Source organism: Solidesulfovibrio magneticus RS-1 (assembly GCF_000010665.1).
Classification (GTDB): Bacteria; Desulfobacterota; Desulfovibrionia; order Desulfovibrionales; family Desulfovibrionaceae; genus Solidesulfovibrio; species Solidesulfovibrio magneticus.
Genome location: NC_012796.1, coordinates 2,048,583 through 2,074,587 on the forward strand (window position 1 = coordinate 2,048,583; position 26,005 = coordinate 2,074,587).

At 54.0% G+C, this 26,005-nt stretch carries 15 protein-coding genes; 10 read left to right on the forward strand and 5 right to left on the reverse strand.

Annotated elements, in window-relative coordinates:
- The first annotated feature begins 28 nt into the window (after positions 1-28).
- The 6 genes from DMR_RS08645 to DMR_RS08665 all read left to right on the forward strand — a co-directional run bounded on the left by DMR_RS08645 (position 29) and on the right by DMR_RS08665 (position 6,682).
- Entirely contained in the window at positions 29-1,780 is a 1,752-nt protein-coding gene (locus DMR_RS08645) for a site-specific integrase (RefSeq protein WP_015860524.1), read from the forward strand.
- Positions 1,781-1,797: 17 nt separating this feature from the next.
- Complete coding sequence (locus DMR_RS24425) at positions 1,798-2,523, forward strand: hypothetical protein (RefSeq protein WP_148208393.1); 726 nt, start codon at positions 1,798-1,800, stop codon at positions 2,521-2,523.
- Between the two features lie 206 nt (positions 2,524-2,729).
- Complete coding sequence (locus tag DMR_RS08650; RefSeq protein ID WP_015860526.1) at positions 2,730-3,302, forward strand: RecB family exonuclease; 573 nt, start codon at positions 2,730-2,732, stop codon at positions 3,300-3,302.
- A 13-nt stretch (positions 3,303-3,315) separates the two neighbouring features.
- Complete coding sequence (locus DMR_RS08655) at positions 3,316-5,190, forward strand: ATP-dependent helicase (protein WP_015860527.1); 1,875 nt, start codon at positions 3,316-3,318, stop codon at positions 5,188-5,190.
- Positions 5,191-5,201: 11 nt separating this feature from the next.
- Complete coding sequence (locus DMR_RS08660; protein WP_015860528.1) at positions 5,202-5,753, forward strand: hypothetical protein; 552 nt, start codon at positions 5,202-5,204, stop codon at positions 5,751-5,753.
- The gene (locus DMR_RS08665) at positions 5,750-6,682 is read left to right on the forward strand and encodes a DUF932 domain-containing protein (RefSeq protein ID WP_015860529.1); all 933 of its coding nucleotides are present in this window, start codon (positions 5,750-5,752) and stop codon (positions 6,680-6,682) included. The genes DMR_RS08660 and DMR_RS08665 overlap by 4 nt, the downstream gene beginning before the upstream one ends.
- 212 nt (positions 6,683-6,894) lie before the next feature.
- Here DMR_RS08665 and DMR_RS25760 read toward each other — a convergent pair whose 3' ends face one another.
- The 4 genes from DMR_RS25760 to DMR_RS25770 all read right to left on the reverse strand — a co-directional run bounded on the left by DMR_RS25760 (position 6,895) and on the right by DMR_RS25770 (position 7,996).
- Positions 6,895-7,074 carry a transposase gene (locus DMR_RS25760; RefSeq protein ID WP_081429669.1) on the reverse strand — a complete coding sequence of 60 codons (180 nt, stop codon included), beginning with the start codon at positions 7,072-7,074 and terminating at the stop codon, positions 6,895-6,897.
- The gene (locus DMR_RS25765) at positions 7,029-7,394 is read right to left on the reverse strand and encodes a transposase (protein ID WP_407636344.1); all 366 of its coding nucleotides are present in this window, start codon (positions 7,392-7,394) and stop codon (positions 7,029-7,031) included. The genes DMR_RS25760 and DMR_RS25765 overlap by 46 nt, the downstream gene beginning before the upstream one ends.
- Positions 7,366-7,731 carry a transposase gene (locus tag DMR_RS23285; RefSeq protein WP_015860531.1) on the reverse strand — a complete coding sequence of 122 codons (366 nt, stop codon included), beginning with the start codon at positions 7,729-7,731 and terminating at the stop codon, positions 7,366-7,368. The genes DMR_RS25765 and DMR_RS23285 overlap by 29 nt, the downstream gene beginning before the upstream one ends.
- A 127-nt stretch (positions 7,732-7,858) precedes the next feature.
- Positions 7,859-7,996, reverse strand: a complete 138-nt coding sequence (locus tag DMR_RS25770; protein WP_081429595.1) for an ATP-binding protein — start codon at positions 7,994-7,996, stop codon at positions 7,859-7,861.
- Between DMR_RS25770 and DMR_RS08670 the strand changes: the two genes are divergently transcribed.
- The 3 genes from DMR_RS08670 (at position 7,962) to DMR_RS23295 (ending at position 14,491) form a co-directional block, all read left to right on the forward strand.
- Positions 7,962-11,255, forward strand: a complete 3,294-nt coding sequence (locus DMR_RS08670; RefSeq protein WP_232502898.1) for a chemotaxis protein CheB — start codon at positions 7,962-7,964, stop codon at positions 11,253-11,255. The genes DMR_RS25770 and DMR_RS08670 overlap by 35 nt on opposite strands.
- An 11-nt stretch (positions 11,256-11,266) precedes the next feature.
- A complete protein-coding gene (locus tag DMR_RS22380; protein ID WP_015860534.1) occupies positions 11,267-13,858 on the forward strand; it encodes an ATP-binding protein in 2,592 nt (863 codons plus the stop codon).
- 282 nt (positions 13,859-14,140) lie between these two features.
- Complete coding sequence (locus tag DMR_RS23295) at positions 14,141-14,491, forward strand: hypothetical protein (protein ID WP_015860536.1); 351 nt, start codon at positions 14,141-14,143, stop codon at positions 14,489-14,491.
- Positions 14,492-14,727: 236 nt separating this feature from the next.
- Here DMR_RS23295 and DMR_RS08680 read toward each other — a convergent pair whose 3' ends face one another.
- Positions 14,728-15,270, reverse strand: coding sequence for an OmpH family outer membrane protein (locus DMR_RS08680; protein ID WP_015860537.1), 543 nt, complete (start codon positions 15,268-15,270; stop codon positions 14,728-14,730).
- 1,306 nt (positions 15,271-16,576) lie between these two features.
- Between DMR_RS08680 and DMR_RS08685 the strand changes: the two genes are divergently transcribed.
- Entirely contained in the window at positions 16,577-25,927 is a 9,351-nt protein-coding gene (locus DMR_RS08685) for a tetratricopeptide repeat protein (RefSeq protein WP_148208394.1), read from the forward strand.
- Positions 25,928-26,005: the final 78 nt, after the last annotated feature.

The following is a 26,005-nucleotide window of genomic DNA, read 5'->3' on the forward strand; positions in this document are numbered from 1 at the left end:
TACAAAATGCCAACGCCAGGAGGCCCCCATGCGGGCTTCACCTTCGGCTTATCCGACCCTCTCCCCTGGTACAAAATCTCCTTCCCATCTGGTCCTCCGGAATGGCACCTGGCATTTCCGTATGGCCGTTCCCACTCCTTGTCGCCCGCGCTTAGGCGGACTCAACGAGTTCAAGGCGTCTCTGAGGACGGGAGTGCTCCGCGAGGCCAAGTTGTTGGCAGGGAAACTTGCGGCAAACGCTCACCTCGTCTATCGTCATGTCCAAAAGGACTCCATCCCAATGGGAAACTTGGATAAGAAGACCATCCGGGCCTTGGCTAAGAAGTGGCTTTTGGAGGGGCTGGATTATTACGAAGCCGAGCATCTGTCTCGGGATAAGCCCGTGAACGCAGAGATGCGTGAGGCTCGTAAAGCGTCGCTTGAGAGCATGGCGGCCTATTACCAAGAGCAATTGGCCGCGGGCGATTTTTCATGCGTCAATCAAGACTGGGTGGCGGAACGCTTGGAGCGGGAGAACCTGCCGATTCCAGAGAAGGACTCTCTCGAATTTAAGATGCTGACTGCAGAGTTCATGAAGGCGACGGTCGATCTCTCCAAGATTCAGGCAAACAGAACGATAGGTGATTACTCAGATTCATTGACTGCAGATCCTATTCCTTCAAATTCTGTAGAAGATGTCGCAGTTGTCAGGAGTGCCGACATAGCAAGCAAGCCAGTAGAGCCGGCACCGGAAAATCTGTTGAACGATGTCCTTGATAGATATATAGAAGAAAGAATTCGAGCAGGTGCATGGACAGAGCGTTCCCAGGCTGATTTTCTACCGAAGCTACAATTTTTCAAGCAGCTAGTCGGAAATATAGCCATAGAAAAGTTGAGTCGAGAGCATGTCAGAGACTTCAAGCTTGTCATTGATAGGCTGCCTGCTCGCTATGGTATAACTAAAAAATACAAAGACCTCAGCCTTGAAGAGGTTCTTGAGGCTTCTATCCCTTTAGACGATAGGATGTCTCCGTCAAGTCTTAGTAAATACTATGGGACTATAAATAGCTTCTTGATATGGTTGAAGAAGAATTATGATGGCGTCGGTGAAGGACTTTCTGATGTTCTGGCAATCAAGATCAATCGTCAAGTTGACGCTCTGCGAGATGTTTTTACTGAGGCGGACCTTGCCAAAATTTTCAAGTCCGAGATCTATGCGAAGGCTGGTGCTGAAAAGTCTTTTAAATATTGGATACCGCTGCTTGGATTGTATACAGGGATGAGGCTTGAAGAGATCTGTCAGCTTTACGTTGAAGACCTGGTTGTGGAAGACGGTTTGTATTGTCTAAGCGTTAATGACGACAAAGATAAAAAAATAAAGACGCCTGCTGCAAAGCGGCTGGTACCGCTGCATCCTGATCTTGTTGACAAGTTCAAATTTCCGGACTTTGTTGCTGAACAAAAAGCGAAGAAAAATGAACGGTTATTCCCAGAGTTGCGGAAGCAAAGTGGACGATTTTCGCATTATGCATCCCGTTGGTTCAATGCCGATTTCCTAGTAAAGGTCGGGGTCAAGAGTGGAGATGGCAAGAAAGTGTTTCATTCCTTTCGCCATACCTTCGCAAATGCCTGTAAAGTTGCCGGAGTAGATGAATACAAAGCCAGAGAAGTCCTTGGGCATGATGTCTCTGGCAAAAGCATAACGTACGGCAGATACGGGAAGCGGTATTCAGTGGCAATTTTGATGACGGATGTAATTTTGAAGATAAATTGGATTGGCCTATCGAATTGGTCGAGTTGACTGGAAAAAGGATTAATATGGTAGTCTTTAATGAATCCTGTGGTAAAATTCGCCAAAAGTATGAAAGTAGCCCAATAAAGCGCAGAGAATTATTACTGGCATTGTTTATGACGCGCTATTTGTTTTGTTCTAGAAATAATATTTTATGTATATCAAGGCAAAATTTTGCAGATAAATTTAATGAAATAGAGCGATTGCCAAATAAGCTTTGGCATGATGAGGCTAAGGATTTTATGATGAATTGTCCAGATTTTAGAGAGTATAGCAAACCAATGTGTGATATGTTTTCATATTATAGATCTAAGAATAGCAGAACGTTTTTTAAAGCGTTCAATTCAGTTGATATAAATATGGTAAAATTAAGAAATGAAGCATTAAAAGACTGTTATGATGTAATTGGCTACAAGATAAAAGATATTGGTGCAAGGCAAGCTATTCTATGCAATGTAAGTGAATTAAGTTTGTCGACGATCAAGGCGGCTTTGCTAGGAAGGGTTACAAGTCGTGGTGTTACGAAGCGTGAAAGTCGAACTATGTTGAGAGTGGCATTGTTTGAAAAAATATACAAAGAATATGAATTAAATGTCCTGGAAAATCTGCTTTTAGAGTATGACGCAATTATATGTGGCGACAAAGATGAACAAAGGTCTCATGATATTACTCGAAACACTATTATTGAACGTATAAATAAAGTAAAAGCAGGCGAACTAAAGAAAAGTGTAGAGACATCGTTTGTGATTTAGGTGGATTTGTCGGTGGGATTGTTGGACTAATTTGTTGGAGGTTTTGCGGCGAAACAAAAAAATAGTAAATTTAGAATGTTGTATGCGACGTGTTGAGGTGTCCGGGGACGCCCGCGTTCGACCATCCCGCGCCTTCGCTCACTCGTGACTCACCGTTTGGCGAAGGCCCGCTCTAAAAAATCCTTCTCCATGTCAATTGACCGATCTTGGCGTGGAGATTCCGAATTTCGGCGGCGGCATCCTTCTGCACGGTCGCTGTCAGCAAGGATTTCGATTCGACGCTGCTTGAAGGGAAATCCCTGCTTGCCACCTATGTCACTCAGTTTCCCGAAACCGGGCTCAAGGTCATTGGCTTGGAGAAGGCCTTTTCGTTTCAGATCGAAGGCGTGCCGATTCCCATCGTCGGCGTCATGGACATGGTCGAAGAAGATGCCGGCGGCAATATCGTCATCGTCGACCACAAGACCTCCAGTCGTTCCTACTCCTCCGATGACATCGACAAGAGCCTGCAGCTGACCATCTACGGCATGGCTGCCAAGGCCAACGGGTATGCTGACCGGGAGATCATGCTGCGATTTGATTGTCTCGTCAAAACCAAGAAGCCCAAGTTCGAGCAGTATTACACCGTCAGAACTGAAGAAGATGAGCAGCGAGCCATGAAGAAGATTCAGGCTGTCTATCGTGGGATCATGCAAGGGGTGTTCATTCCCAATGACACGTCCTGGAAGTGCAAGGGCTGTTCGTATCAGCTGTGCTGTCGGGATTGGTTCGCAAATTGAACAAGGAGGGATCATGTCCCTTAACGCCAAACAGTTGGAGGCGGCGCAGTTTCATACCGGGATCGCATTGGTTGTCGCTGTCCCTGGTTCCGGAAAGACCAAGACGATGACGGAACGAATTGGCCGGCTTGTCAATGACCACGGCGTCGCCCCGGAGAACATTCTGGGGCTGACCTACACCCGTCAGGCTGCCGAGCAGATGCGGGAACGATTGGAGTTGGTTCTCCATGGTGAAGCCAGTCGAGTCAATTTGTATACCATCCATTCGTTTTGTCTGCGGTTGCTCAAATCCGAAGGCCGATACTTCAATATTGTCTCAGGCTCCGAGCAGATGACCATGGTGGCGACGATTATGCGTTCGCTAGGGATCAAAGACTTGGCCATCGGTGGAGTGTTGCAAGATATCAGCTTGGCCAAGAGCAACCTGATCAGCCCAGAAGAGTTCATTGATCTCTACGGTGAAGATCAGTCGAAGCAGAAAACGGCCATGGTGTTCAAGGAGTATGAGGAGCAAAAGGCCATCCGGTATCTCTACGATTTCGATGACCTGCTCCTTCAGGCGTATCGGTTTCTGGCCCATGAGGGCGGCGCTGAAAAATACCATGACGTGTATCCCCACATCCTCGTTGACGAGTACCAGGATACCAACCCGGCGCAGTTGGCCGTGCTCCAGGCGCTCATCGAAGATACCGGCCGGGGCTCGTTTTGGGCTTGCGGCGACGATTGGCAGAGCATCTACGCGTTCAACGGAGCCAGCATCGGGAACATCCTTCGGTTCAAGCAGATATTCCCCTCGGCTCAGGAGATCGTGCTCAACGTCAATTACCGCTCCACCCCGGCGATCTTGGCCGCGTGTCAGAAGCTCATCGATCATAACCAGCGGAAGATCCCCAAGGAGCTTATCGCACACAAGCCAGGCGGCAACCATGACCTGTTTGTCATCGACACCTTCAATGAGGAAGAGGAAGCGTGTCTGGTCGCCAATGAAATCAAGCACCTGAGTGTGTCTGATGGCACGGCGTATAGCGATATGGCGGTGCTTTACCGAGCCAACTTCCAGTCGGAGATATTGCAAAATGTCTTTGTGAGAGCTGGCATTCCCTTCTACATCGACAACGGCATGAGCTTCTACGAGCGCCGTGAGGTCAGAATCCTGCTCGATTATCTCCGGTTTATTGAAGATCCCGATTCGGTGGCCGGAGATGAAGCCTTGCAACGGATCATCAATGCCCCCAACAGATACCTGGGGAAGAAGTTCATGGAACAGGTGGCTGGGGTGGCCAATGAGGCATCCTGCAGCCTGTATCAAGCCCTTCGCACCATGGACTTCGACAGCCCCTACATCAGGAGGAATGTCCATGAGTTCGTGCGGCTTATGGAGTCATTCATTCAGAACGAAGGGGAGATGGGGCCGGCCGAGGTGTTGGCGAAGCTGCGCCAGCGGTTGGATTACGACCGGTTCGTCACTGACAAGGATATTCCCTCTCCTGACAACCAGGCCGTGCTCAACCTGAACCAGCTGCTGCAGTCGGCGGCCCGGTACGCGTCCATCAGTGAGTTTCTGACCTATGTGGCGACGGTTGAAGACGAAACCTGCAGCCGTGACCCCAGTGGCGTGAAGCTCATGACCATCCACAAGGCCAAGGGACTCGAATTTCCCGTGGTGTTCGTGGTCGGGTTGGTCGAAGGCATCATGCCCACCAAGCGCGGCGATTTGGAAGAGGAGAGAAGGATCTGCTTCGTCGCCTTATCCCGCGCCATGGATCGGCTCTACGTGACCTACTCGCACAACTACCTGGGGCAGCCCGCCAAGAGGTCCATCTTCATTGATGAGATGACCGGCGACCTGGCTGTCCTTGATCCCATAAAACAGATTCCAAGCCCATGATGGAGGCTTCTATGTCTTATGAATTGCTCCATTTCAGAGATTCCAAGATGGTCATCGAGGAAAAGGGGATGACCAATATCGTTAAGGATACCCTGGGGTACGTCGATGATTGGCTTCCTGAGTCGCCGTACAAAGGGCGTCGGCTCAAGAGCAGCCTGGAAGATTGCGGCTGGCGTGACAACGGGAACCTGCCCATCATCGAAGGCCGCCGGTATCAGTACAAGGGCTGTCTCCAGCGCATCGCCATCGAGGCCAACTTCCACGCCTACGAGTACATCCTTGAAGGGCTCGTTCGGCTGCAGCTCGGGTACGACCTGGGAAAAATTGATGTCGGCTTGTTGCTGCTCACAGGTGAACGCAGCGCCAAGAGCCCGTTCGGTTCAACAAAGGAATTGGTGATCCGAGAAGTCGAGTCGCTGTACCCGACCATTTCGATGCCGGTGGCCGTGGCCATTTTCAACATCGAAGCGTCGGCGGCCAATTCCATGCTCCCCTGCGAACCGGTGGTGGATGTTCATGGGCATAGTGTCGTGTCGTCGAGCAGCCAGGAAGTGCGGTCGTGAAAGGCAAGCTGACGACCCTGGGGAAGGTGATGGAGAAGGTGGAACGGATGTCCGTAAACTGCCATGACCAGATTGTGCCGGTGCGCCATATCGAATTCAATGACCTGGAATCGATTCGAGTCGGCACTGAGGTGCATGAGTTGCGGCACATGGCCCAGCGATCGTTGTCGTATCGGTTGGGTGTGCCGCTGCAATATCTGAAGAAGTGCCCGCCCGAGTTGCAAGCGCAGAACCTGAACCATTGGCTGGCCAGGGAACGCAATGAGGATCTTTATCTTCGATTCGACGGCGATGATGTCAGGGCCGTGTTCACCCCTCGCTACGTGCCTGTGGATAACATGACGGTTTTGCACAAACTTGCCGAGATGGGCTTTGGCGAGGAGCTTGAGGTGCAATGTTACCTGGATCACGAGTTCATGTCGCTTTCCATCCTTGACCAAGGGCAGGAATTTGCTGTTAATGGAAACGATCGCGTAAGGCCCGGGATTTCCATTGGCAATTCCGAGATCGGATTGGCGGCGTTGTCCATTTCGGCGTTCCTGTTGCGACTGGTGTGCACCAACGGGCTCATTTCGAAGACGGAAGTCGAGGCTTCGTATCGCCACATTTCGACGCGGATTCTGGATGAGTTCCCCACGGCCATTGGCGATGTCGGTGCCAAGTTGTTGGATGAGAAGCAAAGGCTCCAGTTTTCCCTGGAGTCGGAAGTGAAGGAGCCGATTGCGACCATGAAGTCATTCAACCGCCAGTTTCAGCTTGGGAAGCAGGAAGTGGAAGCCGTTGAATGGGCGTGGCCGCAGGAGCAGGGCGAGACCATGTTCCATGTGATTAACGCCTACACCAAGGCGGCCCAGTACCCTCGGCTGACGGCAGAGAGTGGCTATCGGCTGCAGCGTGTCGGCGGGATGATCCTGGGGATGGTCAACTGAGATAGGAAAAGCCCCATTTCTGGAAAGGGAGTGGGGCTTGATGATAGGGTGGGGCAGAGAAGAGCAGAAAGAAATTCGGTCTGTCATGCTGTTTCTCCAGACCCACGGGGTCAGTTCCACACCCCGAGCGCCGAAAATCCCCCGTCTAGTTGCCAGTCTTCGCCCGACGGGAGCGAATCCCAGTCGACATCCTTAGAGGACATCCGGCACGACTATTGCCGTGCATAGCTCTTCCTGAACACGATAATTGCACAGGCCAGTTTTACAAAGGCAATGAAGGTTGATAGATAGAGGCAATATCTCGTTCGAATACCGCGAAATCCTTTCAGCCAAGCGAATGTGCGTTCTACGACCCAACGACGAGCAGGATGAAGGCCTTCTTGCTTCTCAATTTTCTCTTACCCTCGGGAGCGAATATGCGCTTCAAACCCATATGAATACACTTCTTCATGCACGCGTGGATAATCATACCCTTTGTCCAGGCACAAGTGATGGCTGTCTGCGCAAACATTAAACACATGGAAACAAGATCGCTATTATTTCCGATCGTTAAGCCAACTAGTCGACTGTCGTGAACATTTGCCCCAACGACAATAATTCCGAGAGGTGTCCCTTGTTGGTCAACATGCAAATGGATCTTTGTTCCAGAGCGTCCTCTATCTGTGGGATTCGCTCCAAGGCCTTCAGCCGCATCTTTTTTTTGTGCGAACAGGTGCCTGAATCAAAGAGCCGTCCATAGATTGCCAGGAAAGATGAAGACCTTGCTGGCGATGATAATCTTCCAGGCATATTTTCATCAATTGGTCAAAGACCCCATGTTTCGCCCCTCGGCGATAGTGATCATGAATAGTACTTTTTGATCCATAGCATTTTGGGATCATATTCCACTGACATCCTGTTTTCAGGCGGAAGATGATGCCGTTGATTATGCTTCGAGAGGATATCGGAGGGCTTCCGCCAGAACGCTTTCGCTTAAACGGCTCAAGGAGCGGTTCAAATTTTGCCCATAACCCGTCCGGCAGTTCGGTGAAATCATACGGCGTACTCATGTGCAAAATTATTAAAGGAAATTAACTAGTTAGTAATATCAGTGCCGGACGTCCTCTTCGCCAGGACAGCAGCTTGCTGCTTGGAGCCCGTAAGGTTTCCCTGGGCCGGTAACAATCCCAGTTGCAGCTAATGATGAACGCCTTGTGGGTCAGGCGATCGAGCAAGGCCGCTGTCAAGGGTCGCGTCCCCAAAGAACTGGGGCCAGTCCGCAAAGCCAAGATTCGTCGTAATGATGACCGATCCTCGCTCGTGGCGTTCCGCCATGACATGGAAAAGCAGTTCAGCACCTTCTTTATTGGTTGCGAATGAATATATTTATAACAATATCATCTGGCTGCAAAGTATCTGGCTGCTGTTGACACTAGGTTCAAGGTGCCGCACCGTTTCGCTTGTCTCAAATCATCTTAAGTGGCATGATGGCAAAATAGGCTACAATCGTGACTGTTGCGACATCATAATTTTCGAGATCTTGTGTTCACATCACCCTCAGGGAGATCGTCCTATGGCCAAGAAAAAGGCCCCACCGAAGTCAAAGCCCAAGACAGGCCGAGATTCTTCGGTAGAAACATCTGCCACAGACCCTGTACAGGCCTCTGGATCATCTTTCCCCATAATCGGGATAGGTGCTTCCGCAGGAGGGCTGGCGGCTTTTGAGGCCTTCTTTTCTGGCATGCCTACCGATACCGATCCTGGCATGGCCTTTGTGCTGGTGCAGCATCTTGCCCCTGATCACAAGAGCATCCTCACAGATCTCATTCAGCGCTATACCCGCATGAAGGTTTTCGAAGTGGTGGACGGGATGGTGGTCAAGCCCAACTGCACCTACATCATCCCGCCCAACCGCGACATGGCCTTCATAGATGGCGCGCTCCAACTGCTGGAGCCGTCTGCTCCCCGAGGTCAACGTCTGCCTATTGACTTCTTCTTCCGCTCCCTGGCCCAAGATCAAGGTGACAAAGCCATTGGCATCGTACTCTCTGGCACAGGGAGTGACGGCACCCTGGGAATTCGGGCTATCAAAGGTGAAGGGGGCTTGGTTTTAGTCCAGACCCCAGAAACAACTGAGTATGATGGCATGCCCCGAAGCGCCATTGGGACTGGCCTGGTTGACTATGAATTGCCGCCAACTGAGATGCCCAGCAAGTTAATCCTCTATGTAAAACAGATGTATGATAATCACGGTTTGCACAAGCCGCACCTTATAATTAAACCAGATAACTCATTAAAAAAGATTTTCATTTTGTTGCGCGGTCAAACTAGTCACGACTTCTCTCAGTACAAGCCGAGCACTATTCTTCGGCGCATTGAACGGCGTATGGCTGTCAACCACATTGAATCAATGGAAGCATACGTAAAATTTTTGCAACAAACTCCATCAGAAGTGGCAGCATTATTTCGTGATCTGTTGATCGGCGTGACCAACTTTTTCCGTGATCCGGAAGCGTTCAGGATTCTTGAGGAGCAGGTCATCCCCAAACTCTTCTCGGGTAAGCCTGCGGGTTCCATTTTGCGAGTCTGGACACCGGGGTGTTCCACCGGCGAGGAAGCTTATTCGCTCGCCATACTTTTCCAAGAGCACATTGAGGCGCTAAAGCAGAGCTACAAGGTGCAACTCTTCGCCACGGACATTGACAGCAACGCGATTGCTACGGCCCGGAATGGCGTTTACCCGTCCACAATCGCCGCAGACATCTCGCCGGAACGTTTGAACCGCTTTTTCTCAACAGAGACAGGCGGGGGCGGGTTGCGTATCCAAAAGGTCCTTCGCGACATGCTGGTCTTTTCCGAGCAGAACGTGATCAAAGACCCCCCATTCTCCAAACTCGACCTCATCTGCTGCCGCAACCTACTCATCTATTTGAACGGGGACTTGCAAAAGAAGCTAATCCCTCTCTTCCACTATGCCTTGAACCCGGGCGGCTATCTTTTCCTGGGGACCTCTGAAACGGTAGGCGAGTTCGGCGACCTATTTGCCACACTGGACCGGAAACAGAAAATTTATCAACGAAAAGACGTTTTCAACGCCCAGCGTTTGCCATTGGCCCAATTCCTTCCATCAATTGCGGTGGGGGATGCAGGCGCGCCCAAATCAACGGGAAAGGCATCACCCGTCGGGAAACTGCCTCTTCGCGAGTTAACTGAACAGACACTCTTGAAGCAGTTCGACCCCGTCGCCGCCCTTGTCAACGACAAAGGCGTAATCTTCTATCTTCATGGGCGTTCCGGCTTGTATCTGGAACTCGCTCCCGGTGAAGTTGGTGCCGTGAACATTTTCAAGATAGCACGCGAAGGGTTGCAGCGAGAACTAACCACAGCTTTGCATAGAGTAGCTAAGACAAAAGAGTTAGTGCAGTGTGCAGGTCTCCGCGTTAAAACTAATGGAGATTTCGCTACTGTCAATATGACCGTTCGCCCCGTGGCTATAGATAATGGCGAAGAAGTTGAAACAAACCTGTATCTTGTCATTCTTGAGCATGTTACTCCAGCTATGGAAGCGAAGCATGAGCATATGACTCAGGATGCAATATGCCCAGAGACAATTGACGATGCGCGGAGCGACACTCATGTAGCGGCGCTCAAACAAGAACTGCGCAACAAGGAAGAATATCTCCAGACAACTTTAGAGGAGCTAGAAACATCAAACGAAGAGCTAAAGTCTTCTAATGAGGAGATGCAATCTGTCAATGAGGAGCTTCAGTCAACAAACGAAGAGCTTGAGACTTCAAAAGAGGAATTACAATCAGTCAATGAAGAGCTGGCCACGGTCAATGCCGAGCTTCAGAACAAGGTTGCGGATTTGTCTCGGGCTAACAACGACATGAACAATCTTCTAGCCGGAATGGGTGTTGCCACCGTATTTGTTGACACTCAACTTCGCATCCTACGGTTCACCCCCGCCGCCACTCAAATCATAAACTTGATTTCGAGTGATGTCGGACGTCCTGTTCAGCATATCGTTTCCAACCTTATTGGCTATGACAGTCTTGTGGTAGATGCGCAGGCCGTTTTGGATACTCTGACCCCAAAAGCCATCGACGTCGAGGCGAAGGATGGAAAGCAGTACAATATGCGCATCCGGCCCTACCGTACGCTCGAAAATATGATAGAGGGCGTGGTAATCTCATTTTACGACGTCACCGAATTGAAGAGCGCGCAGCATCTGCTCGCCGTGGCCAATGATCAGCTCCGCTACGTGCAGCTTGGGCGTGATGCTCGAGATGCCGTCCTGATCATGAATTCGGATGGAAATATCTTGGCCTGGAATCACGCGGCTCACAAAGCTTACGGATGGGATGAATCCGATGCCTTGACCATGAACATTCGTGACCTGATCCCGGAAGAAGTACGCGATGCAGAGACGGGAAAATTCCGAGAAATCGCTCTAGGTAAAAGTCAGGGCCCACATGCCTCGGTTCGCCTTGATAAGAGTGGAAAACGCATACCGGTAGAATTTGCAACCACGCCTTTGGTCGATGAGAAAGGCCGGATTTACGCTATCGCGACACTGGAACGAGTTGTCTGAGGGTGAGGGGTATGAAAGACACATTGCGCCAAAGGGCGGAAGAGCAGACTTTGGCAAATGATGCCCAGGGAGAATGTGTCTCCATGTCTCCTGAAGATGGGCGAAAGGTTCTCCACGAACTGCGCGTGCATCAGATCGAGCTTGAGATGCAGAACGAGGAGTTACGACGGTCCCAGATTGCCCTAAACACTGCAAAGGAACGCTATTTTGACCTCTATGACCTAGCTCCGGTTGGTTATGTCACGATTAGCGGGGGGGGACTCCTCCTTGAAACCAACCTAACTGCGGCGACCATGTTCAGCACTAATCGCAGCGACCTTTTTCGAAAGCCGTTTAGCTCATTGATCCTCAAGCAAGACCAGTCTATCTACTACAAATTGCACAATAATCTAGTTGCAACGAACATGCCGGAGGCGCGTGATTTGAGGATGATGAGGTCTGACGGGTCTGAATTCTGGGTTCATCTGTCGGCCACCATCGGACATGATTCTGATGGACAGGCAGAAATCCACATCGCAATAAACGACATTACCGAACGTAAGCAGGCTGAAGATGCGCTGCGTAAGAGTGAAGAGCACCTCCGCATTGTCTCCGACAACGCCACCGATTGGGAGTACTGGCGCGGCCCAGATGGAAAGCTCAAGTGGGTCTCGCCCTCGTGCAAAGAAATTACCGAATACACACCAGAAGAGTTCATGGGGGAGAGCCCTCTTGCCATCCAACAGATTGTCTATCCTGAGGACCAGGGTCTATGGTTGGAGCACCTCAAGCAGTTAGACACCCAAGAGCCTCCTCATCTTGAATTGGAATTCAGAATAATCAAACGATCCGGTGATGTTGTTTGGATCAATCATATATGTAAGCCTATATACAGCAGGGAAGGTGTGTACCTAGGACGCCGGGTCTGCAACCGTGACATCACAGCACGAAAGACCATAGAGAAGGCTCTGACCTTTCTGGCAACCTGCTGCAGTGCCCGTTCGGGGGTGGCATTCTTCGAGTCGCTTGCCAGGTATTTGGCTGAGACCCTGGGAATGGATTTCGTTTGCATTGACCGACTGGAGGGGGATGGGCTTAACGCCAGGACCTTGGCCGTCTATTTCGATGGGCATTTCGAAGACAACATCACCTATGCATTGAAAGACACCCCCTGCGGGGATGTGGTGGGAAAGGAGTCCTGCTGTTTTCCCCATGACGTACGGGGCCTTTTCCCTAAGGACGCTGTGCTCCAAGGCATGCAGGCTGAGAGCTACGTGGGCATTACCTTGTGGGATTCTGCCGGTCGACCCAACGGGCTTATTGCGGTCATCGGTCGTACCCCCTTGAAGGATCCCTGGTTGGCTGAATCCATTCTGCAATTGGCTGGAGTTCGAGCCGGCGGGGAACTTGAACGCCTTCAGGCTGAAGAGGCTCTTCAGTCGGCGAAAATTGCCGCTGAGTCAGCCAATAAGGCGAAATCCGTATTTCTTGCCAACATGAGCCATGAGATAAGAACTCCGCTCAATGGTGTGCTAGGAATGCTCCAATTGCTCGACACCACAGCCCCGAATGATGAGCAGAAAGAGTACCTGCTGGGAGCAGTTCAATCCACAAATCGACTGGCTCGGCTGCTTTCGGACATTCTCGACATCTCAAGGATCGAGGCGGGTAGGATGGATATCGTTGAGTTGGAATTCAACATTCAGAATACATGGGATTCCATCAAAGAACTTTTCGCCCTGGAGGCGAGGAGAAAGGGTCTCGTCCTCGAGTTTGGATGTGTTAAAGATCTCCCACTATTATTGATCGGAGATGAGGTGCGGCTAAGGCAAATCCTTTTTAACCTTGTCGGGAATGCCGTCAAATTCACAGAAAAGGGAAAAATCCGGATTGATGCCTCATTGCTTCCATTGCTCCCAAGCTCAAAAAGTTCTGCCATTCGAGTATTGATAACTGTACACGACACGGGGGTCGGGATCCCCGAGGAATACATTAAAGACATTTTCGAGCCTTTTGTCCAAGCTGATGGTTCATACACCCGGCGCTTTCAGGGGGCTGGTTTAGGGCTTTCCATCGTTCGTCGCTTGGTTAATCTCTTGGGTGGCGATATAGCAATTGACAGTACATTAGGTGAAGGGACGACCGTTTATCTCTCTCTGCCGTTGAAGATTCCTGTTGCTAAACAAAACTTGCTCGAGCTTAAAGCGAATCCGGTGATTACTCCATCGCTATCCTCTTTGCGCATACTTATCGCTGAAGATGATACAGTAAGTTCACTCACCTGCAAGCGGATGCTTGAGAAGACAGGGTCTTCAGTCACCTCCGTTAAGGATGGTAAGGAAGCGCTTCAACTCCTCTGCGAGAAAGTTTTCGACTTGATCCTCATGGATATCCAGATGCCAGTCATGGATGGGGTTGATGCCACAAGAGCGATTCGGGAAGGTAGGGCAGGCGAAGACAAGGCAAGTATCCCGATCATCGCCATGACCGCCTACGCCATGACAGGTGACAAGGAAAAGTTCCTGGAGGCCGGTATGAATGATTACATTTCCAAGCCAGTGGAGATGGAGACGCTCAAGGAAGTTATCGAGAGGGTGATGGAAAAGGCTGTCACCACCAACTGAAGCCAGGGTGCTCACTCGCAAACTCTACCAGGATGGGTATGATTCTCGTGGTCAGTATGAAGGACGCTTGAAGGAAAGTCGAGACGGTGAGACAGTCAAGATTTACGATAGCAAGGGATACTGCCAGGGACGCATAAAAGACGATAAGATCTATGATTCAAAAGGGCATTATGAGGGACGCGTAAAAGAAAGTCGGGATGGTGGCGAGTATAAGATATGCGACAGTAAGGGAAAGTACCAGGGTCGGGCGAAGAAGTATTAGCTGATAGTGGAGCAGTTAGTATGTCATGGTATTTGGTTGTGGATATACGGCATTGGCTTGATGAAAATGAAGAACCGGGTGTCCCCCAGCTAAAGAGCAAAGTCGACTTCTTGAAGGAGTTGATTGCTTATGAAACTGCATTTGAAGCCGGAATGGAAAATTTTCCTTTGCCGATATGTAGAAAGCGGCCTGGGCGTAAGCCGTGCAAAAGTCCTTTGAGGACTATGACGGAAGATAATGTGCAGGGAGTTGCTGGGAAAGTGATCTATTGGCAATGCCCAAAGTGCAAAGACAGTGGTATGGTCTATGGTTGGGAAGGGCTGATGTGCGACTTGTCAGGGCACGATTTTGAAGAGGAGAGTTTTAACTGAGGGTTGTGGTATAAGGTTCTCTGGAAACTTTCGAAATATTGGTTCGAGTGAGGTTTTGGATGTTGGGATTGAGCTGAATGAGATGTCCCTGCAAAAAGTCCAAAACCTAGAGCCTTTTGGAGCGTAACGGGTTGAATTTATTGATCACGGGAGCCTGGTTTTCGCCCGATTTCGACTTTTTGCAGTGAGATCATCCATTGTTCTGCTTAACGCAAACGATCGATTATTTAGCTGGCCTACACGTTATCCATAAGCTCAATAATTTCTTTTGAAACATCAGGAAGGCTATTCAATTGCTGAAAGACACTTTCGTCCTGTGCTTCCACAATACATGGCCAGCCAAATGCCTCGGATTTGCAATAAGCCTTGTCCAGGACTGCCTCATAGTTTTGTTGCTTTGCGTATGCTTCAATGTGCTTATTCATTGCAGAGTACATTTGCTCGCGCAATTCCTTTTGTCTCTTTTCAATGGCACCATTCGAAGGGTGTTTCTTCTTCACCCACTCCTCAAGAGCTGCCAAGGATTTTCGGCAAACTTTCGACGACTCAAAAATAACCCTGCGGTTGACCAAGACAATTTTTTTCGCAGTTATTTCCGGAAATCTGCCTCCCTGTGGTGCCATGTGGATATTGTCCCGGGGCGTTGCCGCCAGGGCCTTGTCAAGAGCATCGATGGCCTCCTGACCGGTAGCGCCAGACTCGCCTCTATGAGGAAATAAAAAGACAACAACAAAAAATGACAGGATAAAAAAAACCTTACGTTGCGTTGTCGCATCCATGAACACCCTCCAGAAAGATGGCTTCTGGATCAGTTCGATAATTTTTACGTGGCTATTGCCTTTGCTCAGCACTTCTGACATAGTCAGAGTGAAATTAGCTATTTGTTGATGTTTCTAGGTCCAAGCTCTACAGCCAGATATTTTTATACAGTGGTGCTTAAGATTAAGTCAAGCTGGTTTATACGGAGAGCCTCAATGAGTTGCTGACGGCTCATTGCTTCGGACTCGCGGTCGATCGTTTTTGTCGCTTCCGAAGAGCCTGTCCCGGGAACATTTTTTAGAGAAAAATTTTTCCACCATCCATCCCATTATCGAGGGGAAAAGTGGCTCAGAAGCCCGGATATCGACGTAGTTTATTCAGGGCGTAGATATTCGCTTACGCCTAGTCATTCATGGGACAGGCTCCGAAGAGCCTAGTTTCTTTGCCGTATTGCAATAGGCAAAGGTCATGACCTGATTGGGTTCAGGACCAGATCGTGGTGGCTTGTGACGTCGTCCAGGAGTGCAACGACGTCGGCCAACTGTGTCGATGGTGGAAGTGGCCGAGGCCAATCTCTATGAGATCGGCGAGGAGCCGGGGTAGTTTCTAGCCGATACCGGGTACTGTAGCGAGGACAACCTGGAGTGCATGGGTCGAACACGGAAGCGAGGAGATCCCCTGGCTGCCCGGTGAAAGGCATCACGGATCAAAAAACGCACGTTCTGGGAACCAGAGCGGCGATCGTTGGTCTGGAGAGAATCCGAGGCCGGGAGTATCGCTCATTGTGAGGACAACCTTCGTGGGACAGGCTCCTCTGGGATGCACAATAAAGGGGCAATCCGGAGAATTCCAACCGCTCTGGCTGGCGTTCTTCTGGCGTCTGTTCCCCGAGGAACAAAATTTCTTGCTTCCGGGAACCGGCTAGAGCCCGCCCCTGAGCAGCCGCTCCAAAGACCGGACAGTTGTGTCGGCCCCAGCCCGCAAAATTACTTCCCGGTTCGTACCTCAAAGCCCCAGGATTCCTTGCGTACAACCTTGCTTCCGCGTATAGAATTCTTCAATCATCACCGCCTCTGAAACAGGCTAGCCCTTCAAGCGACCCCAGCAACGGGCAACCCCATGAAACGTTGCAAGATTCACGCATCACTGCATATCCTCCTGGCGTGGGACATCACCGTCCCATTGCGGACCAACCGATTTATGCTCACCGTCTTCGTGCTTGAAGACCAATAGCGCAAATTGCGGACTGCTGAGGCAGCAGCGTCTTATGAAGGAGCAGGAGAAATCACTCTTTTAGTGAAACATTCCATCCGAACAGAGTACTTCATGATCAAGCAGCCCAATCGACGTCACGGAAAGTTGCATCTTCAAATATTTACGCCCAACAAAATATTCCTGCTATTTCTCCTGATTGGTGCCATCATATCCGTCCCCCCCGCACGGGCGTCTGGCCAAGAGACGCTGACAAATCTCATTCACAAAGCTGCGGACAACTGGCAGCAGCGCGACTTCGATGAGATGCTTCAGTTTGTCAAAATCGACGGGGGCAAGGACACCGAGGAGTTCCTGCGCGTTCTCGACACGTCGATTCAGTCCATCAACACGTTCAACGGCGTCTCTGCCACGCAGCAGGCTCGTGACGCCTTCCGCGCGCGCATCCTGGAGGAACTTGACGCCAGACGCTTCGCCCAGGTGGACGACATCCTGCGCGAGGCGACAACCAGATTCCCCAACTTGGAAGCCGCCGTGCGCACGGGTTCCTCCGGCCTGCGCCACCTGGGCAAGGATTCGGAAGGAGGCTACCGGCCGCTGCTGTCCGACGACGACATCACCTTCGTGGGCGAAGGCGCGCAGGAGGCCAAAACCTGGTTCAATCAGCAGGTGAAGAATAGGGGGCTTGCCGGTGTGAAGGTCAAGGGCTTCACCTTGAACGATCCGGGCAGGTTCTCCCGCCAGGAAAGGGCCATCCTCGATCTGCTCGACCCAGAAAAATTTGTGGGCCAGTCCGCCATGAGCGGCATACGCGGCGAAACCCTGAAGAAAGGGGCCGTGGTCCTAGCCAAGGGACCCGAGGGGAAGCTCGTTTTCACGCGCGTCTCGCTGGCTGACCATCTCTCCAGCCTCAACGCTACGCGATCCGCCCTGGATTCCTTCGTTGAAAACGCCGCGCGACGATACGGCCCCCTGACCATGACCGCCAGCGTGGAGCGCCAGATCGTGAATGCCCACAACGGGTGGGACAACCTCACCAGCGCCGAAAAAGTCAAATACATGCAGCGCTCGCGCAGAAAACTCAACGAAAGCCGGGGCCTCACCTCAGATCCCGCAACGCGCAGGCTTGAGGAGATGGCTTCGCGTTTCTCGAAATTCCCGCCCCCGAACCTGACGGCTGAGGACGCCGTGTTCCTGGCCACGTTGCGCCGCGAAAACATCCTAGAGGGGTTTAAGGCCGCCAACAACCGGCTGTTCATCCAGTCCGTCGCCGCCCGTCAGGCGGGTGGCAATCTGGCGACCAATGCACAGGTGCGGGAAGCCATCGACGAATTGGCCACCGGCTTTGCCATGCTCAAGGAGCTCGGCGGCAAGCCCGAGTTCGGCGACATGGTCGACGTGGATGCGGTCGTCGACGAACTGATTCGCAACGCCGACGGCAATCCCGAGTTGAAGAAAATGCTCTATACGGCCAGCAAACAGGCCGACGACATGCTCGATGTGCTCAGACAATGGAGCGGCATGGAGAACGAGTTCGCGGCCATGCTGGCCCGCCTGCCGGCCATGACGCCCTATCAGCGGGGCAAGGCCCTGGCGGAATACAAGCAGATGCTGGAAGCCGGTGGCGGGCCGGGCATGAGCGCCCAGGCAGGCAAAAATGAACTGGCCATGGTGGAAGAGCTGTCCAAAGCCTCCGCCACCAAGGAAGGCGACGCCCTCATCGTGGCCATGATCAAAAGTCCGGCCGGCAAGAAGGTGCTCGTGGGCTTGGCGCTCAGCGGCGGAGCAGTCGCCTTCTCCAAGATGCAGGAACGCTGGAAGGATGGCGGCTGGTACAACGATCTTTCCTCGGCGGCTTCCACCCTGGTCGAGTTTCTTCCAGGGGCCATGAGCTTCGACCGTCTGCAAAAGGACGGCTATATTTCGCCCGGCCTCGCTTACGAGTTCGTCAAGGAGGCCATGTACCTCACGCCCTTGTGGCCGGCCGCCCTATCCGCTGATCTTGCGACCATTGCGTACGACGTGGCCCGTGCGGTCACGCTGGAAAATTACCAGGACGGGCTTGTGGACATCTTGGAGACCAACGGCGTCTTTGAGGACGGGCGATTCACGGCGCTGCGGCTCCCAGACGGCGAAACCATCCCTCGCGACAGGCTCGCGGCCTTCCTCAAGGAAGATCGAACGGTCAAACTCGCCAACGCCAACAGGCCCGATCTCCTCTACACGACCAATCTCTCCGAGAAGGCCGCCGACGTCTACGCCAGCCGCTACGTGAAAAGCGATCCGGTCCTCCAGGACCTCCAAAAGGCCCTCATCCAACAAATAGGGCACATCAACTTGGGCCAGACTATGGGACAGATCTCGGACCAGGAGTGGCTGGAGGCCGCCAAATCCGGGTTCAAGATGCTGTTTGCCGTGGAAAACGTCTGCACCAAGACGCCAAAGCAATGGTGCGAACTGGTGACCATCTACCAGAACAAAATCAAGGAGCGCGCCGACGACATCTTTCCCAACGTGATGGTCCCCCACCTCGTTTCGTTGGCCGAGGACGCGCACAAGGCGCTCACGGGCAATGACGAGGCGATCAAGGCAATAATGGAAACGCAGCGCGAGCTCGAAGCGCTGCGAGGCTCTCCCCTCACCGTGGATTTGGCCCAGGAAGCCGCGCAACAGGCGGCCAAGGCGGGCGACCTCCGGGCCACGTCCCTCTCCGGGGACACGGCGACCAAACGGGACAAGGCCCTTGCCGAGGGCGGCTACCTCCAGGCGGCGGCCAAGGCCTACGGCGTCATCCTCAAGGAAGCCAAAGACTCCCTCCAGGACATCGTGGACCGCACGGGCTACAAGGAAACGAAAGTCCTTACGTTTCCGTTCTCGGGGAACTTCTTCCAGGATGCGGCAAAGGCCCGCCAATCCCGGCGCGGCTTCATGTTCGCCACCAACGCCATTCTACAGGACGTAGCCAAGATAAAAGGCGCTGCCCCTGATGTGCTTGACGAGACCGACCTCAAAGCCTTGGAGATCCTGGCCGAGGTCGCATACCGCAACCGCACGGCCCTGGACCAGGCCAACTCCGCCAAGGTCGACGTCCCGGAGGCCCCCGCCAGCGCGCCCATCCCGGACCTCCAGCCGCCTATGGTAGGTAAAGAGTCTCCTTATCATGCGTGGTACAAGGATGCCATGGAGAAGGTGAAGGCGCTTTACGCCAAGGCTGCGGACTTGAAAAAGCTGGTTTCCAAGGGCGTGTTGCTCGTCGCACCGGGCAAGGAGATGATCGAGCGCGTTCCGGGCGTGTTCGAGGCCCGGATCGCCGACGCTTCCCTTCGCGCCATGCTCAATGAAGGCAAGGCGCTCGTGGAGTGGTCCTCGGATCAATTTGGCGCGGCCTTCTCCGACAAGACGTCGCTTAAGACCTCTTTTACCCCCGACGAGCCGGGACAGGCCACAGTGCGGGCGACTTTCAGCCTCAAGGCCGAACCGGCTGCAGAGGCGTCGGTTCAGGCAAAGATCACTGTGCGCCCAGCGGAAACACCTTCCGTCTCCCTGACGGCGCATCCGAGCGAGGCGCAGCCCAAGGGCACGGTTACGGCGTCCGCCTTGCCCGACTCCATGTCGGCGCGACGGCCGCTTGGCTACGAGTGGTCGTGCGACAATTGCCAAGTTCTGGAGAAGCGCGGCTCGCAGGCCCTGATCGGGGCTCCGAGCACGGGCGAAGCGACGGTGCAGGTGCGCATGACGGCCGAGGACGGCAAGGAGTTGGCCGCCGCTGTTACGCGGTTCACGGTGGCCGCGCCTTCCGACAAGTCCAACGATCCTCAGAAGCCAGAAAAGGAACCAGGCGGCGTGCCTGAAAAGCAGGACAAGAACGCTGCGCAGGCGGCTCCCGACCAGGCTTCGAAGGAAGACAAGACGCCCCGAGACCAAAAACTTGGCCCAGATGTCCAGACGACCCCGCCCGTCGCTCCGTCGCCGGTTGCCGTCCCCTCGGCACTCATTACGCCTGCGCCGACAACGCCTCCTACCAGCTCGCCTGGGCAGGGCTCGCCAAGCCAACCCGCCGGGCAATCATCCCAGGCTGCAGCCCAGGGCCAGTCTCAAAAGCCCGACCAGTCACCGCCGCCGCAACAACCCAACGAGCCAGCGGCCGAAAAGGCTCCCGCTTCGACCGCGACCGATCCGGCCTGGACGGCGGACACGTGGAACGCGGCCTTGACGTTGAAATGGACCTCCGAGTTGCAGTTGGCCAAACCTGGCGTCTCCGGGACGGCAAGGCAAACATATGAGGAGCGCAAGCAATACGCCGAAAAGATGCTCACGGTCTTCTGGCAGCGGGAGAAGGAGCATCTCGCCGGTTTGCCGGCGGTCCTGCGCCAGTGGCGTCAGGAAGCGGATGGAATATTTAACGGGCAAATCGACTCGGAAGCCAAGGATGCCGAAAAGAAATGGCAGGAGGTGAAACAGAAGCTGGGCTTGGGCAAATCGGGCCAGGGCAGCCGGATGGAGGACGCCTTTGGCGACAGCGGCAACAAGGCCTCCTACAGCAGCACGTTGCCCGATTTGGAGGGAGAAATGCCGAAGTCCAAGCGCATCACCGCCTCCGAGGATTTTGGACCGGATATGGACTGCGCACAGAGGATTCGGAACCAACGCTCGGATTACCTGGGCCGGCTGGACCGCAAAATCACCGAAGCTGATGCCTTAGTGGATGCGTTTTCCCGGCAGCCAACCGATAACAAAATCTATGAAGACACGATGCGCCGGGCCGAACAGTTCTGGGAAGGCCCCGGTGGCATGCCGCCTTCCAACTGGCGCGAGGCGGGCATCAAGGAGACGCTTACCCCTCCCTGCGGCAAGGCTCCGGCCCGCTCGCTTTCCGTCGCCGCGTCCGGCGGCGGCAAGGCTTCCAGCCTTCGAGTGACCCTCAAGGCGGATGGGCAGAGCGCGGCCGCAGGCTCGCCGATGAAGGTCACGGCTGAGGCTTCCGGCGGCAAGTCACCGTACAGGTTCCTGTTCCTGGACGCCCAGTCCTCAAAGGACAATGTGGCCGTCTACGCCCTGCCGGCGGGGAAGTGGGAGCTCTTCGCCTCGGTGCAGGTCATTGATGCCGAAAACCAGACTGCCTCGGCGGAACTTAGACTGGAGATGGCGCCAATCAAGCTAGAATTGCACAAGAAAAGCCCTTCCGGCAACAGCCTCGCCGTGGGAGAACAGGCCGCGTTCGAGGCGCGTTTGACCAGCCAGGGCAAACCGGTCGAGGCCGGTCAATACGTCATCCGCTGGGAACCTTCCACGGAGGCGCGCTTCTCCAAGTCGGAGGGGCTTGGCGCTCTCGCCAACACGGCCACTTTCGCACGGCCCGGGAAGGTTAAAGTCTGGGCCGTGGCGCTCCAGAAGGCAGGCTCCGTGCTCACGACGGCGGCCGAGTCCAACCAGATCGAATTGGACGTCGCCGGGGCGAGCATGTCGCTCTCGGCTTCTCCCGCCGAACCATTGGTGGGACAGGAGGTCACCGTCACGGCGGTGGAAAGTCCAAAGCTCGCCGACGCCGACGCGACCTACTGGTGGCACGACTCCCAGGGGGGCGCGGGCACAGGTCCAACGGCCAATCAGCGCCTGTGGCGGTTTACGGTCAAAGAGGCCAAACCCGTAACGGTCAATGCCGTGCTCAAGGGCAAAAAGGGCGGTGAGGAGTTGGCCAAAGCCTCCCTAACCATCACGCCCAAAATCTATGAAGTCTCAGCTGTTAGCCTCGGACACGCCTGGGGAGGCGAGACAACCCGGCCGGTCATCTGGAAGCCTGAAGGGGGCTTTGTCACGCTGGACAAGGAGATCGCCGCCCACATGGACGTGGGCCTTCGCGCTGACATTTCCCCGGCCCCGCCGCAGGGGCAGACGCTTCGCTATGCGTGGAGCGTGAACGAGGGATCGAGTCTGACCGGAGGGCCAGCCTCGCAAGAGACGCGAGCGCAGCGTGCATCCACGGGTACCATCGAGGCCAAAGTCGAAGTCCGAGACGGCAACAACGTGCTGCTGGGCGCTGGATCGGTAAGCGTTCCCGTTACAGTGTCCGACGAGGACGTCAAGCAGGGCAAGTCCAAGTCACAGGAACTGGAAAAGCTCAAGCAGGACGCCGCAACCGCCTGGAACGCCGGGGAAATCGACCTAGCTTGCGAAAAGGGGACGGCCGCCGTCCGGATCGATCCCAAATTCCCCGACGCCAAGACGTACTGCGAAAGCCGCGAGCGTATCCTGAATCTGGCCAAGCAGGGCGAAGGCGAACTTGCCCAGGACGCCCTGGAACGCGCCCAGGCCAAGCTCGACGAGGCCAAACGCATCAACGCCAAAGCCAAGATCCTGGCCGGGCTCGAGGAGAAGATCAAGAGGGCCAGGGAAGCGACGTCCAAGGCCGAAAAGCTGCTGGCCCAAGCCGCCAAGCAATGGGCGGAAGGTGATGCCGAGGGCGCGGAGCGGGCTGCCTCCGAGGCCCTTGCCCTGGCCCCGAAACTTGATCGGGCCAAGAGCGACAAACAGCGCTATACCGAGGGGCTGGCCAAGCTCAAGGCCAGCCTGGAACACGCCAAGGATTTACAGTCCAAAAACGAGATCGCTCCGGCCCTGACCGCCGTCGCCAACGGCAAGGGCGTCAACCCGGCCTACAAGCCCCTGCTCGATTTGGAAAAGCAATTGCTGGAACAGCAAAAAAAGCAGCAGGAGCTGGCCAAGCTTTTGGAAAAGTCCCAAAAGCAGTGGGAAGACGGCGAGGTGGACGAGGCCTGCCTGACGGCCCAGGAGGCCGCGAAGCTCGACGTGCCCGGCAGCGAGGCCAAATCGGCGGCCAGCCTATATTGCCAGGGCCGCGACGCCGTCGCCCAGGCGGTAAAACACGGCGAGAGCGAATTGACGGCCAGCCAACTGGATAAGGCCCAGGTGCAGTTGGAGGCCGGGCGCAAGATCAACGCCAAGGCCAAATCCCTGGCCGAGCTCGAGGAGAAGATCAACAAGACCAAGGAGCGGCAAAAGCAGGTTGAGCAGCTATTAGCCCGGGCCGCCAAGGAGTGGTCCGACGGGGAGGCCGACAAAGCCGCCGCAACGGTCGAAGAAGCCCTCAAGATAGATCCGAAAAACGACAAGGCCCTGGAGGAAAAGAAATCCTTCTCAGGCAAGCTCGAAAAACTCCGTTTCACGGTGGGCGAGGCGAAAAAGGCCCTGACGGCCAAGGACGCCGCCAAAGGCATGGCCGCCGTGGCCGAGGGCAAGGCAGTCAACGCCCGCTACAAGCCGCTTCTCGACCTGGAAGCCGAGCTTGGGAAACTCTCGCGCGAAAACGCCCAAAACGAAGCCGAGCGCAAGCGCCGCACGGACCTCATCGTGGCCGGAGCAGGCGAATGCACCAAGGAGAACTGGCAGGCCTGCAAGGACAAGATCGCCTCCTCCATCGACGGTTCCGACAAGATCTTCGGCCCACAGGACAGCGAGATGGTGGCTAAAGCCAAGGCGTTGCTGGCCAAGGCCGAGCAGAACCTGGCCAACAAGAAACAGGCCGAAGCCCAAAACGAAGCCGAGCGCAAGCGCCGCACGGACCTCATCGTGGCCGGAGCAGGCGAATGCACCAAGGAGAACTGGCAGGCCTGCAAGGACAAGATCGCCTCCTCCATCGACGGTTCCGACAAGATCTTCGGCCCACAGGACAGCGAGATGGTGGCTAAAGCCAAGGCGTTGCTGGCCAAGGCCGAGCAGAACCTGGCCAACAAGAAACAGGCCGAAGCCCAAAACGAAGCCGAGCGCAAGCGCCGCACGGACCTCATCGTGGCCGGAGCAGGCGAATGCACCAAGGAGAACTGGCAGGCCTGCAAGGACAAGATCGCCTCCTCCATCGACGGTTCCGACAAGATCTTCGGCCCACAGGACAGCGAGATGGTGGCTAAAGCCAAGGCGTTGCTGGCCAAGGCCGAGCAGAACCTGGCCAACAAGAAACAGGCCGAAGCCCAAAACGAAGCCGAGCGCAAGCGCCGCACGGACCTCATCGTGGCCGGAGCAGGCGAATGCACCAAGGAGAACTGGCAGGCCTGCAAGGACAAACTGACCGCGGCCCTGGAAGGTGCTGAGAAGATATTTGGTCAGCAAGACGCCGCCTTGACGACCAAAGCCAAGGCGCTCAAGGCCAAGGCCCAGGAGCAGTTGGACGCTGGCAAGCGTCAGGCCGAGGCGGAAGCAAAACGTAACATGGAGCAAGACAACGCCAAGAAACAGGCTGAGCAGCAACAAAACAAGTGCAACACCATGTTCAAACAGGCCGACGCCAAATACGAATCCAAAGATTACCAAGGATCTATCGCCATTTATCGCAAACTTCTGGAATTATGCCCTGACAATTGCAACGCCATGAATAACCTTGGCCTGTCCATTGAGGCATCAGGCAATAAGCAGGAATCGCTCAAGTGGTACGAAAAGGCGGCAAAATGCGACCCATCGCAATCGTTGTACGCCGAAAATGTCGAACAAATCCAGAAACAGCTCGCGGAGAGCAATAAAGAAAAGCAGTGCAACGACCTATTTGAGAAGGCCCTGGGCAAAGACAAGACCGGCGACAGATCCGGAGCCATCGCCGACTACAAAGTTGTCTTGGCGTATTGCCCAGACTACTGCGGAGCAATGAACAACATCGGGATACTGCTTGACGCTTCGAACAACAAGAAAGATGCTTTGCTTTGGTTTGAAAAGGCCGTCAAATGCAATCCCTCTGCAGAGCGGTACAAGAAAAATGCGACTTTAACACGCGAAGAAATTGCGCAGCAAGAGCAAACGACCAGCAACAAGGCATCCTGCGACAAGCTCTGGGACCAAGCTCAAGCGAAAGGAAAGGACGACAACCACCGGGGCGCTATCGAGGACTATCGCAAGGTATTGTCCATGTGTCCAAATAATTGTTCCGCGATGAACAATATTGGAGCACAACTCGACAAACTCGGCGAAAAGCAAAATGCGTTAGCATGGTTTGAAAAAGCGGCAAAATGCGATCCTGACAAGGAGCTCTACAAGGAAAATGTGCGTACAACACGTCAGGAAATATCCGAAAATCGCCATGAAGAACCTCAACAAAGCGCTTCCCGCCAGAACACTTCCCAGCCGTCATCTCCTCAATCCACCACGGCATCCATGGATGGCACGTATAGCGGGACATTCTCCTCACCGGTCTTTAAAGGCAAAGTCAAGGTTCAGGTTGAGGGAACCAAGGTGACAGGCGTCGCCACGGACTCCAGCGGGGCGCAAGTGGACTTCGAGGGCACACTCAAACGACAGACCGGCGAAATCAGTTGCTTCCTCGTTTATCGGGGAAAATCTTCCGGGGGCCAGGGAAATGCCAAGGGACATGTGCAAAACGGATCGATTGAGGGCACTTGGGCTTTCTTCACTTTGGAAGCCAAGCCAACAGAATACAAGGGCACATGGACGGCCAGCAAATAGCCTTACGGAAAAACACAACTTCACAAGTCCTGCTCCAGCATTGCCGAATATGGCTGCTGCAAGAACCATCAGAGTGGG

Coding starts and splice junctions, on each gene's coding strand:
- DMR_RS08645 (WP_015860524.1), top strand. CDS start 29: ATGCGGGCTTCACCTTCGGCTTATCCGACCCTCTCCCCTGGTACAAAA.
- DMR_RS24425 (WP_148208393.1), top strand. CDS start 1,798: ATGGTAGTCTTTAATGAATCCTGTGGTAAAATTCGCCAAAAGTATGAA.
- DMR_RS08655 (WP_015860527.1), top strand. CDS start 3,316: ATGTCCCTTAACGCCAAACAGTTGGAGGCGGCGCAGTTTCATACCGGG.
- DMR_RS08660 (WP_015860528.1), top strand. CDS start 5,202: ATGTCTTATGAATTGCTCCATTTCAGAGATTCCAAGATGGTCATCGAG.
- DMR_RS23285 (WP_015860531.1), bottom strand. CDS start 7,731: ATGAGTACGCCGTATGATTTCACCGAACTGCCGGACGGGTTATGGGCA.
- DMR_RS08670 (WP_232502898.1), top strand. CDS start 7,962: ATGATGACCGATCCTCGCTCGTGGCGTTCCGCCATGACATGGAAAAGC.
- DMR_RS25770 (WP_081429595.1), bottom strand. CDS start 7,996: ATGGCGGAACGCCACGAGCGAGGATCGGTCATCATTACGACGAATCTT.
- DMR_RS22380 (WP_015860534.1), top strand. CDS start 11,267: ATGAAAGACACATTGCGCCAAAGGGCGGAAGAGCAGACTTTGGCAAAT.
- DMR_RS23295 (WP_015860536.1), top strand. CDS start 14,141: ATGTCATGGTATTTGGTTGTGGATATACGGCATTGGCTTGATGAAAAT.
- DMR_RS08680 (WP_015860537.1), bottom strand. CDS start 15,270: ATGGATGCGACAACGCAACGTAAGGTTTTTTTTATCCTGTCATTTTTT.
- DMR_RS08685 (WP_148208394.1), top strand. CDS start 16,577: ATGATCAAGCAGCCCAATCGACGTCACGGAAAGTTGCATCTTCAAATA.